The organism is Pseudomonas sp. KK18, assembly GCF_037094675.1.
Lineage (GTDB): Bacteria > Pseudomonadota > Gammaproteobacteria > Pseudomonadales > Pseudomonadaceae > Aquipseudomonas.
In genome coordinates this window covers 1,705,244-1,720,340 of record NZ_CP146605.1, presented here as the reverse complement: position 1 = coordinate 1,720,340, position 15,097 = coordinate 1,705,244, and the positions used below count along the sequence as shown (strand labels likewise).

The window sequence follows — 15,097 nt, the reverse complement described above, 5'->3', positions numbered from 1 at the left end:
CCAGCAGTCAATCGCCTACACGGATGGAGAATTTTCCTATGAAACGTCGCTACAGTTGGCCGCTCTGGACCCTCGTCGGGGTCGTGGTACTGCTGGTCGTCCTGGATATCGCCCTGCCCTATCTGGTGCGCAATTACCTGAATGACAAACTCGCCGACATGGGCGATTACCGCGGCCAGGTCACCGATGTCGACCTCGCACTGTGGCGCGGCGCCTATCGGATCAACGGCCTGCAGATCGTCAAGGTCGACGGCAAGGTGCCGGTACCGTTCGTCAAGGCGCCGGTGATCGACCTGTCAGTGAGCTGGCATTCGCTGTGGTACGACCACGCAGTGGTGGCCGAGGCACAGTTCATCAAGCCGGAGCTGAACTTCGTCGACGGCGGCACCAACAAACAGGCGTCCCAGACCGGTCAGGGCACCGACTGGCGGGCCCAACTGAGCAAACTGTTGCCGATCACCCTCAATGAGGTGCGCATCAACGACGGCAAGATCGCGTTCCATAACTTCAGTTCGAAACCGCCGGTCAATATGTACGCGACCCAGGTCAACGCCAGCTTCTACAACCTGACCAACGTGGTGGATGTCAAAGGCCAGCGCGACGCGCGCTTCGACGGCAAGGCGCTGTTCCTGGGCCAGGCACCGCTGGAAGCCACCGCCACGTTCGACCCCTTGAGCAATTTCGAAAACTTCGAATTCCGCTTCCGGGCCCGGGATATCGAACTCAAGCGCATGAATGACTTCGCCTCGGCCTACGGCAAGTTCGACTTCAATGCCGGCACCGGCGACCTGGTGGTGGAAGCCCAGGCCGAAAAAGGCCAGTTGACCGGCTACATCAAGCCTTTGCTGCGCAATGTCGAAGTGTTCAACTGGCAGCAGGATGTCGAGAACAAGGACAAGGGCATCTTTCGGTCGATCTGGGAGGCGGTGGTTGGCGTCAGCGAAACCGTGCTGAAGAACCAGCAGAAAAACCAGTTCGCCACCCGCGTGGAGCTCAGCGGCAACGTGCACCAGCAAGATATCAGCGCGTTCCAGGCGTTTTTGCAGATTTTGCGCAATGGTTTTGTCCAGGCCTTCAACGCCCGCTATGAACAACCCAAGCCCTCGACAGATTGATCTTCAACGTGACTGCCCATTCAGAGACTGAATAGCCCGTCTGCGTTCACAGTCGCCGGGGCTGCGCGGTATAGTCGGGCCAAGCTGATTACTCGCCCGCTTCGGTCCTGCACCGTTCGGCGTCACGTTCGAGGATTGATAGATGAAGTTCGAAGGCACCCAGGCCTACGTTGCCACCGATGACCTGAAACTGGCCGTCAACGCCGCCATCACCTTGGAGCGGCCACTGCTGGTCAAGGGCGAACCGGGCACCGGCAAGACCATGCTCGCCGAGCAACTGGCCGAATCCTTTGGCGCCAAGCTGATCACCTGGCACATCAAGTCCACCACCAAGGCGCACCAGGGCCTGTACGAGTACGACGCGGTGAGCCGCCTGCGAGACTCGCAACTGGGCGTGGACAAGGTACACGACGTACGCAACTACCTGAAAAAGGGCAAGCTCTGGGAAGCCTTCGAGTCCGAGGAGCGGGTCATCCTGCTGATCGACGAAATCGACAAGGCCGACATCGAGTTCCCCAACGACCTGCTGCAAGAACTCGACAAGATGGAGTTCTACGTCTACGAAATCGACGAGACCATCAAGGCCAAGAAGCGCCCGATCATCATCATTACCTCCAACAACGAAAAAGAGCTGCCGGACGCGTTCCTGCGCCGCTGCTTCTTCCACTACATCGCCTTCCCGGACCGCACCACCCTGCAAAAGATCGTCGACGTGCACTACCCGGACATCAAGAAAGACCTGGTCAGCGAAGCCCTCGACGTATTCTTTGACGTGCGAAAAGTACCGGGCCTGAAGAAAAAACCGTCCACCTCCGAACTGGTGGACTGGCTGAAACTGCTGATGGCCGACAACATCGGCGAAGCGGTACTGCGCGAGCGCGACCCCACCAAGGCCATCCCGCCCCTGGCCGGTGCCCTGGTGAAGAACGAGCAGGACGTGCAGTTGCTGGAACGCCTGGCGTTCATGAGCCGTCGCGGTAACCGATAAGGGCGATTGCCATGCTGCTCAACCTGTTCAATGAAATGCGTGCAGCCAAGGTGCCGGTGTCGGTGCGTGAGCTGCTGGACCTGATCAACGCGCTGAAACAGCGCGTGACCTTCGCCGACATGGACGAGTTCTACTACCTGGCCCGGGCGATCCTGGTGAAGGACGAACGGCATTTCGACAAGTTCGACCGGGCCTTCGGCGCCTACTTCAATGGCCTGGAAAAACTCGACGATCACCTGCAGGCGCTGATCCCCGAAGACTGGCTGCGCAAGGAATTCGAACGCTCGCTGACCGACGAAGAGCGCGCACAGATCCAGTCCCTCGGCGGGCTGGACAAGCTCATCGAAGAATTCAAGAAACGTCTGGAAGAACAGAAAGAACGCCACGCCGGCGGCAACAAGTGGATCGGCACCGGCGGTACCAGCCCGTTCGGCTCCGGCGGCTTCAACCCCGAAGGCATACGCGTGGGGGATGCCGGCAAGCGCCAGGGCAAGGCGGTCAAGGTCTGGGACCAGCGCGAGTACAAGAACCTCGATGATTCGGTGGAACTGGGCACCCGCAACATCAAGATCGCCCTGCGCCGCCTGCGCAAGTTCGCACGCCAGGGTGCGGCGGAAGAGCTCGACATTGACGGCACCATCGACCATACGGCCCGCGATGCCGGGCTGCTGAATATCCAGATGCGCCCGGAGCGGCGTAACACCATCAAGCTGTTGCTGCTGTTCGACATCGGCGGCTCGATGGATGCCCATGTGAAGACTTGCGAAGAGTTGTTCTCGGCGTGCAAGACCGAGTTCAAGCACCTGGAGTATTTCTACTTCCACAATTTCATTTATGAATCGGTGTGGAAGAACAACATGCGCCGGGGCTCGGAACGCACCTCGACCCAGGATTTGCTGCACAAGTACGGTGCCGACTACAAAGTGATCTTTATCGGCGATGCGGCCATGGCGCCGTATGAAATCACCCAGGCCGGCGGCAGCGTCGAGCACTGGAATGAAGAGCCCGGGTATGTGTGGATGCAGCGGTTCATGGAGAAGTACAAGAAGCTGATCTGGATTAATCCGTACCCGAAAGATACCTGGGGCTATACGGCGTCCACCGGGATTGTGCGGGATTTGATCGAAGACCAGATGTTTCCGTTGACGTTGCGTGGGCTTGAGGAAGGGATGCGCTTTTTGTCGAAGTAACCTGCTCCCCAGACAACCACCATCAAATGTGGGAGCGGGCTTGCTCGCGAAAGCGCAGTGTCAGTCACCGAATATATTGGCTGATACACCGCCTTCGCGAGCAAGCCCGCTCCCACATTTTGTCCTGCGGCGATCTTTAGTTTCTGGCAAGGTACTGCAAATACTCCACTTGCTGGCGATGCGCCGTTTCCTGCACCACCGGCGCCAACCTCACCTTCTCCCCCGGCAAGCACTGCGCCAGCCGCGCCAACGCCAATGGCGTCAACGCGCCCAATCGTGGGTAGCCGCCAATGGTCTGCCGGTCATTGAGCAACACAATCGGCTGCCCGTCCGGCGGCACCTGGATCGCCCCCAGCGGGATGCCTTCCGAGATCAGCGACGGCCCCTGATATTCCAGCGGCGTACCCAGCAAGCGCATGCCCATGCGGTCGGCACGGCTGTCGAGGGTCCACTCGCTGTTGAACACATCAAACAGACTCTGCCCGCCAAACTGACCGATCTGCGCCCCGAGGATCACCTCAAGTGGCGCCTTGGAATCCAGCTTCGGCAATTGCCCGGCGGACAACACCTGCATCGCACCGCCCACGCCCGAATAGGTCAATTGCGCACCTTCGGCCAGTGACCGGCCAAAGCCATCCAGCCCGCCCAGTTCTTCACGGCCCACCGTGGCGCAGCTGCCCAGCACCTGCGGCGCATCAAACCCGCCCGGCGCTGCCAGGTAAGCCCGCGCACCGCTGAAAGGCTGGGTAAAACGCAAGCGCTGGCCCTTTTGCAGAATAAAGCTGCGCCCCGGGCTGATCGCGCGCTCGTCGACATACGCGCCCAAGTCCGCCCCGGCCAGCGCCAGCAGGCAATAGGCCTCGGCCTGCACGGTGAAGCCACCCAAGGTGATTTCCACCACCGGCGCATCCAGGGCATTGCCCAGCAACCAATTGGCCCACGACATCGACACCCAATCCAGCGCGCCGCCCTGGGTCACGCCCAAATGCCTTACGCCAAAACGTCCAGCGTCCTGCAACAAGCAGAGCGGGGTGCTGGCCTCGATCAACAAGCGGCTCATGCCTGGGCCTCCAACGGCGTGTCATCGCCGCCCAAGTTGATGAATTCGCGATGGCTGATCGCTTCGTAGCGCACGGTATCCCCAGGCTGCATCAGGCTGTAGCCCTCGCGTTCACGGTCAAACAGCTTGGCCGGCGTGCGGCCAATCAGGTTCCAGCCGCCTGGCGAGACCACCGGATAAGCCGCCGTCTGCCGCTCGGCGATGCCCACGCTGCCCGCCGCCACCCGCTTGCGCGGGGTATTGAGCCGCGGTGTCGCGAGCTGTTCATCCACCAGCCCCATAAAAGCAAACCCCGGGGCGAAGCCCAAGGCGAATACCTGGTACTCATGCTGGCTGTGACGGCGAATCACCTCCTCCACTGCCAGGCCACTGCGCTGCGCCAGCAACGCCAACTCCGGGCCGACACTCAGGTCATACCAGACCGGCAACACATGGCATCGCCCGCTGCCCTTGGGTTCGGGCTGCAATTCCTTGAGCGCCTGGTCGATCAACGCCCGTGCCTGGCCAGGGTCCAGCGCCAGCAGGTCGTAGTGCACCATCAGGGTCGTGTAGGACGGCACCAGGTCCACCAGCGCCGGGCCAAAACCTTCGCGCAAACGGCGGGTGGCGGCGAGCATCCAGGGCATGTTGTCTTCGGCGATCACCTCAAACAGGCGCACCATCAGGCAGTCGATGGCCACCACTTCAATCCGTGGCTTCATGCTGGGGTCAACGCCTCGCGGATGCGCTGCACGGCAGCCACTGAGCTGGCGTTATCGCCATGCACGCACAAGGTATTGGCTTGCAGGTGCAACGGACTGCCATCACTGGCGACCAACTGTTCTCCCCGGGCGATGATCAAGGCCTGCTGGATGATCTTTTCCGGGTCATGATGCACCGCGCCCGGCAACTGGCGGGAGACCAGATGGCCGGCGCTGTCGTAGGCACGGTCGGCAAAGGCTTCGAACCACAGGGTCACGCCATATTCCTCACCCAGGGCCTGGGCGGCGCTGTTGTCGCGGGTGGCCATCAGCATCAATGGCAGGCTGGCGTCGTAGGCCGCCACGGCCTGGATCACCGCACGCAATTGCGCAGGCTTGGCCATCATGTCGTTGTACATCGCGCCATGGGGTTTGACGTAGCTGACCCGCCCGCCCTGGGCCCGGCAAATACCGTCGAGGGCGCCGACCTGGTAGTGCAACAGGTCCTGGATTTCCTGCGGGGTGTAGGCCATGGAGCGGCGGCCGAAACCCTGCAGGTCCTGGTACGCCGGGTGCGCGCCCACCTGAACGCCATGCTCGAAGGCCAGGCTGACGGTCTTGCGCATGATGCTCGGGTCACCGGCGTGGAAACCGCAGGCTACGTTGGCGCAATCAATGAACGGCATGACTTCGGCGTCCAGACCCAAGGTCCAGTTGCCAAAGCTTTCGCCGATGTCGCAGTTCAATAGCAGGCGGCTCACGGTAGGGCTCCTGTAGGCTTTATTTTTTTGTAGTGTGGGATCTTTTACCAAGATCTCGCAACGATGTTGTCCCGAGCCCCAACGACGCTTATCGTGAGACAGCTCGATTTTTGGCGGTTGCGGCACGCTGCGTCCAACTAATAAAAAACAATCCATGCATAAGAAAAGTTGATCCCATGAATTTGAAGTTCCTCGAAACCTTCGTCTGGGTGGCCAAGCTCAAGAGCTTTCGCCTCACGGCAGAGAAGCTGTTCACCACCCAGGCCTCGATCTCCAGCCGCATCGCCGTGCTGGAAAGCGAGTTGGGGGTGAAGCTGTTCCTGCGCGATTCCCGAGGTGTGAGCCTGACGCCGGAAGGCTTGAAGGTGCTCGATTATGCCGAGCAGATGATGGCGACCATGCAAGGGCTCAAGCAGTCCCTGGAAACCACCAGCAGCAAGGTCGGGCGTATCCGCATCGGAGTGATGGACACGGTGATCCACACCTGGCTGAGCGCGCTGGTGGCAGAACTGACGGACAACTTTCCGCGGGTAGAAATCGAGTTGGTCGCCGATACCGCGCTGAACCTCAGCGATCAGTTGCAAAAAGGCTTTCTCGACCTGATCCTGCAAACCGACCTGCTGCGCCAGGAAACCTTGCGCAGCCTGGAACTGGCCAGCCACCCCATGGGCTGGATCGTCGCCAGCCACTCGATCTACAACCGCGACTACGCGTCCCTCGCCGAACTGGCCCAGGAGCGCATCATCACCTACTCGAAAAACTCCTGTCCGCACCAGGACGTGCTCAGCCTGATGCAGGCTAACGGCGTATCCGCCCCACGGATGAACTGTGTGAACTCGGTGTCAGCGATCACCCGCCTGCTGCGGGACGGGTTCGGGATTGGTGCGTTCCCGCCCGTATTGGTCAGTGAAGAGCTGGCACGAGGTGAATTGACCATGCTGCCCATGGAACAACGGCCGCCGAACCTGCAGGTGGTGGTGTCGTGGCGAGTGGGCGTGGAGTTGGTGGAGGAGATTGTGGCGCTGTGCCAGAGCGTGGTGCAGCAGTACGCACAGAAGGTGGGCGAGGACTTGATGGTGTTGAGCAAACCCATGCCACTGAAGGAACCGATTTAAAACTGTGGGAGCGGGCTTACGCGCGAATGCGGTGTGCCAGCCAACCCCTATGTCACTGACGCACCGCATTCGCGAGCAAGCCCGCTCCCACAATTTGACCGCGTCAGCCTTTAAAGCCCCTTGAGGTCCCGCTCTTCAATCGGTCGGCTCTGGCGCAGGCGCTTGCCGCCCAACACCACCCAGTCGATCAGGCGGAACAGGCACTCGATGCCGAACGACAACAACATCGCCCCGCCCAGGCCCCAGCCCATGGCTTCCGGGGTCAGCAACAGCATGTAGCTGTAGCCGTTCCAGGTTTCCTGGCGAATCGCCGGGTCGGCGGCCACCGCCACTTGCAGCGCGCGGATGTACCACGGGCCCTGCATCGCCTGGAACTGCTTATCCAGCGCTACCTGGCGGTCGAGCAAGGTGCCCAGGCTGTTGGCATCGCTGCGAAACACCGGGTCGTCACTGGCACGGTAATGGGCCACCAGCGCCTGCAAGTCACCGTTGAAGAACTGTTGCGCCGTGGCATCGAAGCCGCGCAAGCCGGTCTGGGCTTCGATCAAGTGGGCTTCGACGCGCTTGGCGTAGTCGCTGATAAACCCCGGCACCTGCACACCGACCAACAGACCCACGGCAAACAACACCAGTCGCAAATAGCTGAGCAACATATTCGACGTCCTTATTCCGTTTTACCTTGGCTGACACATTCGCCGCGCCGCCACAGGCTCCACTGGCCCGGTTCGTAGCGGGTCCAGGTCTCGTTTTCGGTCAGGGGTTCGGTGGCAATTACCGTCACCACGTCATTGGGGGTGGTTTCGGCCTGAAAATCGACGATCACGTCGACATCTTTCAACCGTGCAGGGCCAAATGGCGCACGCCGGGTGATCTGTGCCAGTTTGGTCGAGCAATAGCAGAACAGCCAGTCACCGTCGCTGAGCAGGCAGTTGAACACGCCCTTGCTGCGGTATTCGCTGCAGGCGGCGATCAGGTCCGGCAGCACCTGTTCGATGTCCACCGGTTCCGGGAACGCTTCACGGACTCGGTTGAGCAAATCGCAGAACGCCGCTTCGCTGTCGGTATCGCCCACCGGGCGGTAGAACGTGGCGCGGGGGTTGAAGTCCGCCAGTTGACCGTTATGGGCAAAGCACCAGTTGCGGCCCCACAGTTCACGGACGAACGGATGGGTATTGGACAGGCACACCTTGCCCACATTGGCCTGGCGGATATGGCCAATCACCACTTCACTCTTGATGGGATAACGCTGCACCAGCAGCGCGACTTCCGATTCGCTGCTGGCCGCCGGGTCCTGGAACAACCGCAGGCCACGGCCCTCGTAGAAGGCGATGCCCCAACCGTCGCGGTGGGGCCCGGTACGTCCGCCGCGCTGCATCAGCCCGGTGAAGCTGAAGACGATATCGGTCGGTACGTTGGCACTCATGCCCAATAATTCACACATGCCAGGCTTCTCGATACAGGGCGTACAACGTTAAAGGCGCGGTTCGACCCGCATACCGCTGACAGGTGCCGGGCGACCGTAACGCTCATCGGCGAAGGGTTCGTCGTCATCCTCCCGCTCGGCAGCAGCGGCTGCCGCAGCGGCGGCCTTCTGCTCACGACGAACCCTGGCGGCACGCTCGATGGGCCAGCGGATCAGCACGAACACCAGGTACACGCCGAACGCGATCATGCAATACATGAACAGATCGGAAATCGCCCGCCAGGCGTTGTTGCCGACCTTGAGCACCAGGTCCAGGGCGGTGATGGCCACGGCCGGGGCGAACTGGGTCTTCACCGGATCGACGATGGTCGGGCTGAACAGCAGCACCGCCACCAGCAACCGCAGTGGCTCGCGCAGCCAGCGCCACATCCAGCGGGTCATGGCAAACCACACCAACAGGCAACCCAGGGCTGCGAAGGCGTAGAGGCCCCAAGCGATCAGATAGTCGTTCTCGGTCATGGTGTCCATGGCAAGGTAGGCAAACAGGCCGCTATGATAACGGCTTTTCAGTGCCGAGGCTGCAATGCCGTCGGCCAACCGCCAGACAGAGAGTGATCCATGCCCCCATCGACCCACATCACTGCCGCCCCGATCGCCCGCAAGGCCCCAGGCACCGACCCGTATGCCTGGCTGCAAGCGCGTGACAGCGCCGAGGTGCTCGATTACCTCAAGGCGGAAAATGCCTGGCAAGAAGCACAATTGTCCGACCAGCAGGCGCTGCGCGAGACCCTGTTCGAGGAGATCAAGGGCCGCATTCTCGAAACCGACCTGTCCCTGCCCTCGCCCTGGGGCCCGTACCTGTATTACACCCGCACCACCGCCGGCGACGAATACGCCCGCCACTACCGCTGCCCGCGCCCGGCGGACGACAGCCAACAGGTCGACGAAAGCGCGGAAGAGCTGCTGCTGGACCCGAACGTACTGGCCAATGGCGGCTTTTTCTCCCTCGGCGCCTTCAGCATCAGCCCGGACCACCAGCGCCTGGCCTACAGCCTGGATACCAGCGGCGAAGAGATCTACACCCTCTACGTGAAGGAATTGGCCACCGGCAAGGTCAGCGAACTGGAGTTTGAAGACTGCGATGGCAGCATGACCTGGGCCAACGACAGCCTGACCCTGTTCTTCACCGAACTGGACGACACCCATCGCCCGCACAAGCTGTATCGCTATCGCCTGGACGGCACTGCCGCCGAAGAAGTGTTCCACGAGCCTGACGGACGTTTCTTCCTGCACTGCTACCGCTCCAGCTCCGAGCGTCAGTTGCTGCTGGCCCTGGGCAGCAAGACCACCAGCGAGATCTGGGCCCTGGACGCCGAAAAGCCGCAGCAGGCGTTTACCTGCATGGCGCCACGGGTCGAAGGCCATGAATATGACGTCGACCACGGCAAGCTGGACGACCAGTGGACCTGGTTTATCCGCAGCAACCGTGACGGCATCAACTTTGCGCTGTTCCAGGCGGCCGACACCGGCAGTGTGCCGACCCAGGACGACTGGCTGAACCTGATCCCCCACGACGACGCGGTAATGCTCGATGGCGTAAGCCTCAATGCCCGGGCCATGACCCTGAGCCTGCGGATCGGCGGCCTGCCGATCATCGAAGTGCACCCACAGGGGCAAGCCGCTTATCGCGTGGAGTTACCGGACGCGGCCTACAGCCTCTATGTGCAAAACAGCCTGGAATTTGCCAGCGACAAGATCCGCCTGCGCTATGAGGCGCTGAACCGCCCGGCCCAGGTTCGTCAGCTGGAACTGGCCGGCGGCGCACAACAAGTGCTCAAGGAAACCCCGGTGCTGGGCGTGTTCAACGCCGACGACTACGTCAGCCAACGCCTGTGGGCAACGTCGGCCGATGGCACTCAGGTGCCGATCAGTCTTGTCGTCCGACGCGATCAGTTGGGTAAGCCGACGCCCCTGTATCTGTACGGCTACGGCGCCTACGGCCACAGCCTCGACCCGTGGTTCTCCCACGCCCGCCTGAGCCTGCTGGACCGTGGCGTGGCCTTCGCCATTGCCCATGTACGCGGCGGCGGCGAACTGGGTGAGGCCTGGTATCGCGGCGGCAAGCAGGAGCACAAGCAAAACACCTTCAGCGACTTTATCGCCTGCGCCCAACACTTGATCGCCCAGGGCCTGACCACCTCCAAGCAACTGGCCATCAGCGGCGGCAGCGCCGGTGGCCTGTTGATCGGCGCGGTGCTCAATCAACGCCCGGAGCTGTTCCAGGCGGCGATTGCCGAAGTGCCGTTCGTCGATGTGCTCAACACCATGCTCGACCCCGAGTTGCCGCTGACCATCACCGAGTACGACGAATGGGGCAACCCGCAGGAGCCCGAGGTGTATGAGCGGATCAAGGCGTACGCACCGTACGAAAACGTCAGCGCCCAGGCCTATCCGGCCACGCTGGTGATCGCCGGCTACAACGACAGCCGCGTGCAGTACTGGGAAGCGGCGAAGTGGGTGGCCAAGCTGCGCGACACCAGGACCGACGACAACCTGTTGCTGCTCAAGACCGAACTGGGCGCCGGCCACGGCGGCATGAGTGGTCGTTACCAGGGATTACGTGACGTAGCACTCGAATATGCATTTGTTTTCAAGGCGCTGGGGCTGATTTAAGGAACTCCGCCTGGCGGGCCGGTCTGAACACTTGACCGCCGGGCGCGCCCTGCACGATTTATGGACAAAGACTGTAAGCCTCATGCCAGAACCGACCTTACTCAATAACGAAATCCGCGACATGCTGATGGATTGCGGCCTGTTCGACCCGTTGCTGCCGGAAGACTTCCACGTAGCGGCGGGCTATTTCAACATCAGCAGCATCGCCCGCGATGAGGTGATTTTCCTCGAGGGCGACGCGGGCACCTTCATGTGCATCATTCACTCAGGCCAGGTGGCGGTGCAGAAGACCAACCATGCAGGCCAGCGCCTGACTATCGCCACCTTGCGCAGCGGGCGGACCTTTGGCGAGATGGCTGTGCTGGACGGCGAACGCCGCTCCGCCAGCTGTGTGGCGGCCAGCGATTGCGTGCTGTTGAACCTGGGCAAGGATTCCCTGGAAAAGATGCTCAACGATGCACCGAAAATCGCGGCCAAGATCATTCGTGCGATTGCTATCGCCCTGTCCAGGCGCCTGCGCATGGCGGACGGGCAATTGCTGTCACATCAGTTTTAGCCGCCTGGGGTCTTGGGCTTGATGTCGTTTTGCTGCAAGCCGGGGATCGTCTGGTCCTTCGGCGGCGCGGGCAGCACGATCGGCGCCAACAATGGCTCACCGCTGCCGGCCGCCTTTGGCGTTGCCGGTGGCGTGACTTGCGGGTAAGGCGTGGGCGTTGCAGTACCCGGTGAACCCGCCGTGGGCGCGGGGGTAATCGGCACGGTTTGCGACTCCTGAGCCTGGGCCACACCGCCAAGGGCGAGCGCGCTCCACACAATGACCGTTAGAATGCTGCACTTCATCGATGGCTCCATGGCCTGACCGTAAAGTCGTAAGGCTACTCCCAACCGCGCAAGAATGCCCTTCCCAATGAGATTTCCATGAAACGTTTCGTTCTGCTGGACACCACTCCGATCCCCGACAACGGCGGTGCCTTGTGCCTGTTCGAATACGGTGAGGATTTTGTCATCAAGATTCAGGGCGGTGACGGTGGCCAGTTGATGAACACGCGCATGCACGGTTCCGAGGATGCGCTGGCGGAGATTCCGTGCCGCAAAGTCGCCGGTCGGCCCGGCTCCAGGGTGTTGATTGGCGGCCTGGGCATGGGTTTTACCCTGGCGGCAGCGCTCAAGCATTTGGGCAAGACTGCCGAAGTGGTGGTTGCCGAGCTGGTGCCCGGCGTGGTCGAGTGGAATCGCGGGCCCCTGGGGGAAAAGTCCGGCCGCCCGCTGCTGGACCCGCGCACCGTGATCCGTCTGGAAGACGTGGCCAAGGTGCTGCAGGCCGAGCCCCAGGGGTTTGACGCGATCATGCTGGACGTCGACAACGGCCCCGAAGGCCTGACGCAAAAAGCCAACAGCTGGCTGTATTCCGCCGGTGGCCTAAGCGCCTGCGCCAAGGCGCTACGGCCCAAGGGCGTGCTGGCGGTATGGTCGGCCAGCGCCGACAAGCAGTTCAGCGACAAACTGCGCAAGGCCGGCTTCAAGGCCGAGGAAGTGCAAGTGTTTGCCCATGGTAACAAGGGCACGCGGCATACCATCTGGATTGCTGAAAAGCTCAAGGGCTAAGCATTAACTGCGTGGGTTGAAGTCAGATCGACCGGCGCAGTCGATTCAAATGCCTCAAGCCTTCCAGCACCAACACCACCACCGCCAGCCAGATCGGCAGGTAGGTCATCCATTGGCCCGGCTTGAGGGCGTCTCCCAGCATCAGCGACACGGCCACCAGCAGCACCGGTTCCGCGTAACTGAGCAAACCGAACAGGCTGAACGGCAACAGCCGGCTGGCCAGGATGTAGGAATAACCCGCCGCCGCGCTGACCAACCCCATGAGTGGCACCAGCCAATAGAGCGCCGGGCGCTGCGCCAGGGTCTCGTTGATGGGCTCACTACCGAGGACGAACCACAGCGCGACCGGAATCATCAGCATCATGTCCAGCCACAGCCCGCCGAGGTTGTCGGTGCCACAACGCCTGCGCACTACGAAATACAGCGGATAACCGACGCACACCACCAGGGTGGTCCAGGAGAACCCGCCCGTGCGATACAGCTCGTTGGCCACGCCCACCGCCGCCAGCGCAGCGGCAATTTTTTGCAGATGGGAAAGGCGTTCGCCGTAAACGATGCGCCCGGTGATGACCATGGTCAGCGGTAACAGGAAATAGCCCAGCGACACATCCAGGCCGTGGCCATTGAGGGGCGCCCACATGAAGATCCACAACTGCACACCCACCAGGGCACTGGTGAGCACGACACAAGGCAGCAATGCGGGTTTCTCCCGCAGACGCTTGTAGATCAACGGCACCCACTTCCAGTCTCCGGACAGGCACAGCAGCAACGTCATGAAGGGCAAGGAGATGAGCATTCGCCAGCCAAATATCTGCTGGCCATTCAAGGGTTCAAGAAGGGAGGTAAAGAAATACAGCACACCAAACAGGAAGGAAGCGGAAACCGCCAGAACAACGCCTTTAGACACAACAGCCTCTACAAAAAATTGCATGCATTCAATTGAAGCAGGCCGTTGCATTCACGCAGTGTGAATGTCAGTGAGATGAACATCAGAAGTTTATTAACGGGCACCATAAACTTACAACTTGCACAGGACACCTATCCCGAATATTCAAGTTATAACAACAGGGTAACGCGTTGATTTTTTATTATTTGCACGACGATCATCAGACACTTCAACCACCCGACTTCGGTTATTGGAAGCAGTACGCTCTGGATGAGCGCTTCTGATTTGAAACGCCACAACGTCAACCACGGGGGTTGATATCGTGAAAGGAAAGCCCGGCTTGCGGGAAACTTACAGTCGCCAGGAAAGACCTGACGTATTGACTACCTGACGCCACCACAGAACACACTAACGGCAGTAGGCCAAGAGGCGCCACATTAAACAAACTGGCAAAGTTAGTCCAACACTTTATCATCCTGAAGCCAATTAAATGCCCCACGGCATTTAAATCGATATTTGCCGGATCTTTACTGTATATTAAGCCGTTATACGCCCGACAGAAACAGCACAAGGCCGCCCCTGCCGGTTCGTCACTTAGTTACTTCTACTGTCGATAACGTAGGGCACTTTCTTCTTGAACGTATCGTTCAGTTCTTTGCGGTCAAGTGACGTGAAGCCGCCCAACTGCCGGGCGCTGAAGCCGCTGTCCCCTACCGGTGCCTCGGGCGCCAGGCTGACCATGCGCTTGGCTACCGCCTCGATTGCCTTTTCATACCCGCCTTGCTTGTTCAGGTTGAACGCGCCGAGGTCAATCTGCGTGCGCAACCATCCTCCCCAGTAAAACTCCAGGAATTCCGGCACCACCTCACCAGAGGTCGGCTTGCCGTAGGACGCCTTGCGGGAGAAGTAAACCAGGCTGCGGAACATATCGTCGCCGAGGTCCTTGAAGCCCAGGTGTGCCGGAATTTGCTCAGGCGTGATGGTCTGGCCCTGGCCGTCCTTGAGCCAGACCTTGCGGCCCTGCTCCATGCGTTTCCAGAAAGTCGCCAGGTCGGGACTGTCGCTGAAGTTATCGGTGACCCGCACCCACATCTTCAGTTTGGCGCCGGCACCTGGCTGCTCCCACAAGGTACTGAACGAGTGGTGGCCGTCAGTGAGGTACAACTGGCCAGCGGGGCCGACCACCACGGTTTTCATATCCGCCGGGTGAGCGCCTACCGGGTCTTTGCAGGTGAAGCTGCCCGGCTTATGCAGATCGGCATCTTCAGGCACCTTGTCGACACCGCCCTGGCCGTTGGTTTCACAGTATTCGTCGAACACTTTTTTGGGCGACTCGGCAAATACCCCCAGCTTGTAATGTATCTGATCAAAACCGATGACGGCCTGGGTCGGGTGGAGCTGCTCCAGCGCCACATCGATCACCTCGCCCGGCTGGGGCGTGGAAAACGCCTGGACCTGAACACTGATGGCGCACAACAGCAGCGCCCACAACCATGAATGCATCCGCATGAGTACCGCTCCTTATGAATTCAGTTCGTCGATACTACAAACAATCCCCCTCACCGGCATGACCGCGCCTGAAAAAGCCGGAGGTTTATTAG

General features: G+C 60.7%; 16 protein-coding genes. 7 read left to right on the top strand and 9 right to left on the bottom strand.

Annotation, left to right across the window (positions count from 1 at the left end):
• The first annotated feature begins 38 nt into the window (after positions 1-38).
• From V6607_RS07725 to V6607_RS07715, 3 genes are all read left to right on the top strand, one after another.
• Positions 39-1,115, top strand: a complete 1,077-nt coding sequence (locus V6607_RS07725) for a DUF748 domain-containing protein (RefSeq protein ID WP_134325912.1) — start codon at positions 39-41, stop codon at positions 1,113-1,115.
• 142 nt (positions 1,116-1,257) lie between these two features.
• Entirely contained in the window at positions 1,258-2,103 is an 846-nt protein-coding gene (locus V6607_RS07720; protein ID WP_003210690.1) for a MoxR family ATPase, read from the top strand.
• 11 nt (positions 2,104-2,114) lie between these two features.
• Entirely contained in the window at positions 2,115-3,293 is a 1,179-nt protein-coding gene (locus tag V6607_RS07715; protein ID WP_003210689.1) for a VWA domain-containing protein, read from the top strand.
• Between the two features lie 136 nt (positions 3,294-3,429).
• Here V6607_RS07715 and V6607_RS07710 read toward each other — a convergent pair whose 3' ends face one another.
• The 3 genes from V6607_RS07710 to V6607_RS07700 are packed head-to-tail and all read right to left on the bottom strand — an operon-like array spanning position 3,430 to position 5,794.
• A complete protein-coding gene (locus V6607_RS07710; protein WP_003210688.1) occupies positions 3,430-4,353 on the bottom strand; it encodes a biotin-dependent carboxyltransferase family protein in 924 nt (307 codons plus the stop codon).
• On the bottom strand, positions 4,350-5,054 hold the full coding sequence (pxpB, locus tag V6607_RS07705; protein WP_134325911.1) for a 5-oxoprolinase subunit PxpB: 705 nt from the start codon (positions 5,052-5,054) through the stop codon (positions 4,350-4,352). The genes V6607_RS07710 and pxpB overlap by 4 nt, the downstream gene beginning before the upstream one ends.
• Complete coding sequence (locus V6607_RS07700) at positions 5,051-5,794, bottom strand: 5-oxoprolinase subunit PxpA (protein ID WP_008437944.1); 744 nt, start codon at positions 5,792-5,794, stop codon at positions 5,051-5,053. Before V6607_RS07700 ends, pxpB begins: the two co-directional genes overlap by 4 nt.
• A 176-nt stretch (positions 5,795-5,970) precedes the next feature.
• On the opposite strand from V6607_RS07700, the gene V6607_RS07695 reads away from it, so the two are divergent.
• Positions 5,971-6,909 carry a LysR family transcriptional regulator gene (locus V6607_RS07695; protein ID WP_008437943.1) on the top strand — a complete coding sequence of 313 codons (939 nt, stop codon included), beginning with the start codon at positions 5,971-5,973 and terminating at the stop codon, positions 6,907-6,909.
• A gap of 110 nt (positions 6,910-7,019) precedes the next feature.
• Here V6607_RS07695 and V6607_RS07690 read toward each other — a convergent pair whose 3' ends face one another.
• Genes V6607_RS07690 through V6607_RS07680 form a run of 3 tightly spaced genes read right to left on the bottom strand, consistent with a single transcriptional unit; the run spans position 7,020 to position 8,929 of the window.
• Positions 7,020-7,562 (bottom strand): DUF2937 family protein, encoded by a 543-nt coding sequence (locus V6607_RS07690; protein ID WP_003210684.1) that lies wholly within the window; start codon positions 7,560-7,562, stop codon positions 7,020-7,022.
• 11 nt (positions 7,563-7,573) lie between these two features.
• Positions 7,574-8,350, bottom strand: a complete 777-nt coding sequence (locus V6607_RS07685) for a class II glutamine amidotransferase (protein WP_003210683.1) — start codon at positions 8,348-8,350, stop codon at positions 7,574-7,576.
• A 30-nt stretch (positions 8,351-8,380) separates the two neighbouring features.
• Positions 8,381-8,929 carry an MFS transporter gene (locus V6607_RS07680; protein ID WP_338743592.1) on the bottom strand — a complete coding sequence of 183 codons (549 nt, stop codon included), beginning with the start codon at positions 8,927-8,929 and terminating at the stop codon, positions 8,381-8,383.
• A gap of 21 nt (positions 8,930-8,950) precedes the next feature.
• On the opposite strand from V6607_RS07680, the gene V6607_RS07675 reads away from it, so the two are divergent.
• On the top strand, positions 8,951-11,005 hold the full coding sequence (locus V6607_RS07675; protein ID WP_134325909.1) for a S9 family peptidase: 2,055 nt from the start codon (positions 8,951-8,953) through the stop codon (positions 11,003-11,005).
• Between the two features lie 82 nt (positions 11,006-11,087).
• Positions 11,088-11,561, top strand: coding sequence for a cyclic nucleotide-binding domain-containing protein (locus V6607_RS07670; RefSeq protein WP_134325908.1), 474 nt, complete (start codon positions 11,088-11,090; stop codon positions 11,559-11,561).
• Here the strand turns inward: V6607_RS07670 and V6607_RS07665 are convergent.
• A complete protein-coding gene (locus V6607_RS07665; RefSeq protein WP_003210679.1) occupies positions 11,558-11,845 on the bottom strand; it encodes a hypothetical protein in 288 nt (95 codons plus the stop codon). The two genes, V6607_RS07670 and V6607_RS07665, sit on opposite strands and share 4 nt — an antisense overlap.
• Before the next feature lie 78 nt (positions 11,846-11,923).
• Between V6607_RS07665 and V6607_RS07660 the strand changes: the two genes are divergently transcribed.
• Positions 11,924-12,610: a hypothetical protein gene (locus tag V6607_RS07660; protein ID WP_003210678.1), complete on the top strand. Its 687-nt coding sequence runs from the start codon at positions 11,924-11,926 to the stop codon at positions 12,608-12,610.
• A gap of 22 nt (positions 12,611-12,632) precedes the next feature.
• Here V6607_RS07660 and rarD read toward each other — a convergent pair whose 3' ends face one another.
• On the bottom strand, positions 12,633-13,517 hold the full coding sequence (rarD, locus tag V6607_RS07655) for an EamA family transporter RarD (RefSeq protein ID WP_032899734.1): 885 nt from the start codon (positions 13,515-13,517) through the stop codon (positions 12,633-12,635).
• Positions 13,518-14,090: 573 nt separating this feature from the next.
• Positions 14,091-15,005, bottom strand: a complete 915-nt coding sequence (locus V6607_RS07650) for a ParB/Srx family N-terminal domain-containing protein (RefSeq protein WP_134325907.1) — start codon at positions 15,003-15,005, stop codon at positions 14,091-14,093.
• Between the last annotated feature and the right edge of the window lie 92 nt (positions 15,006-15,097).

Excerpts from the sequence above, each read along its gene's own strand:
- pxpB (WP_134325911.1), bottom strand. The coding sequence starts at position 5,054 with ATGAAGCCACGGATTGAAGTGGTGGCCATCGACTGCCTGATGGTGCGC.
- V6607_RS07660 (WP_003210678.1), top strand. The coding sequence starts at position 11,924 with ATGAAACGTTTCGTTCTGCTGGACACCACTCCGATCCCCGACAACGGC.
- V6607_RS07720 (WP_003210690.1), top strand. The coding sequence starts at position 1,258 with ATGAAGTTCGAAGGCACCCAGGCCTACGTTGCCACCGATGACCTGAAA.
- V6607_RS07665 (WP_003210679.1), bottom strand. The coding sequence starts at position 11,845 with ATGAAGTGCAGCATTCTAACGGTCATTGTGTGGAGCGCGCTCGCCCTT.
- V6607_RS07725 (WP_134325912.1), top strand. The coding sequence starts at position 39 with ATGAAACGTCGCTACAGTTGGCCGCTCTGGACCCTCGTCGGGGTCGTG.
- V6607_RS07650 (WP_134325907.1), bottom strand. The coding sequence starts at position 15,005 with ATGCGGATGCATTCATGGTTGTGGGCGCTGCTGTTGTGCGCCATCAGT.
- V6607_RS07710 (WP_003210688.1), bottom strand. The coding sequence starts at position 4,353 with ATGAGCCGCTTGTTGATCGAGGCCAGCACCCCGCTCTGCTTGTTGCAG.
- V6607_RS07715 (WP_003210689.1), top strand. The coding sequence starts at position 2,115 with ATGCTGCTCAACCTGTTCAATGAAATGCGTGCAGCCAAGGTGCCGGTG.
- V6607_RS07690 (WP_003210684.1), bottom strand. The coding sequence starts at position 7,562 with ATGTTGCTCAGCTATTTGCGACTGGTGTTGTTTGCCGTGGGTCTGTTG.
- V6607_RS07695 (WP_008437943.1), top strand. The coding sequence starts at position 5,971 with ATGAATTTGAAGTTCCTCGAAACCTTCGTCTGGGTGGCCAAGCTCAAG.
- V6607_RS07670 (WP_134325908.1), top strand. The coding sequence starts at position 11,088 with ATGCCAGAACCGACCTTACTCAATAACGAAATCCGCGACATGCTGATG.
- V6607_RS07675 (WP_134325909.1), top strand. The coding sequence starts at position 8,951 with ATGCCCCCATCGACCCACATCACTGCCGCCCCGATCGCCCGCAAGGCC.
- V6607_RS07685 (WP_003210683.1), bottom strand. The coding sequence starts at position 8,350 with ATGTGTGAATTATTGGGCATGAGTGCCAACGTACCGACCGATATCGTC.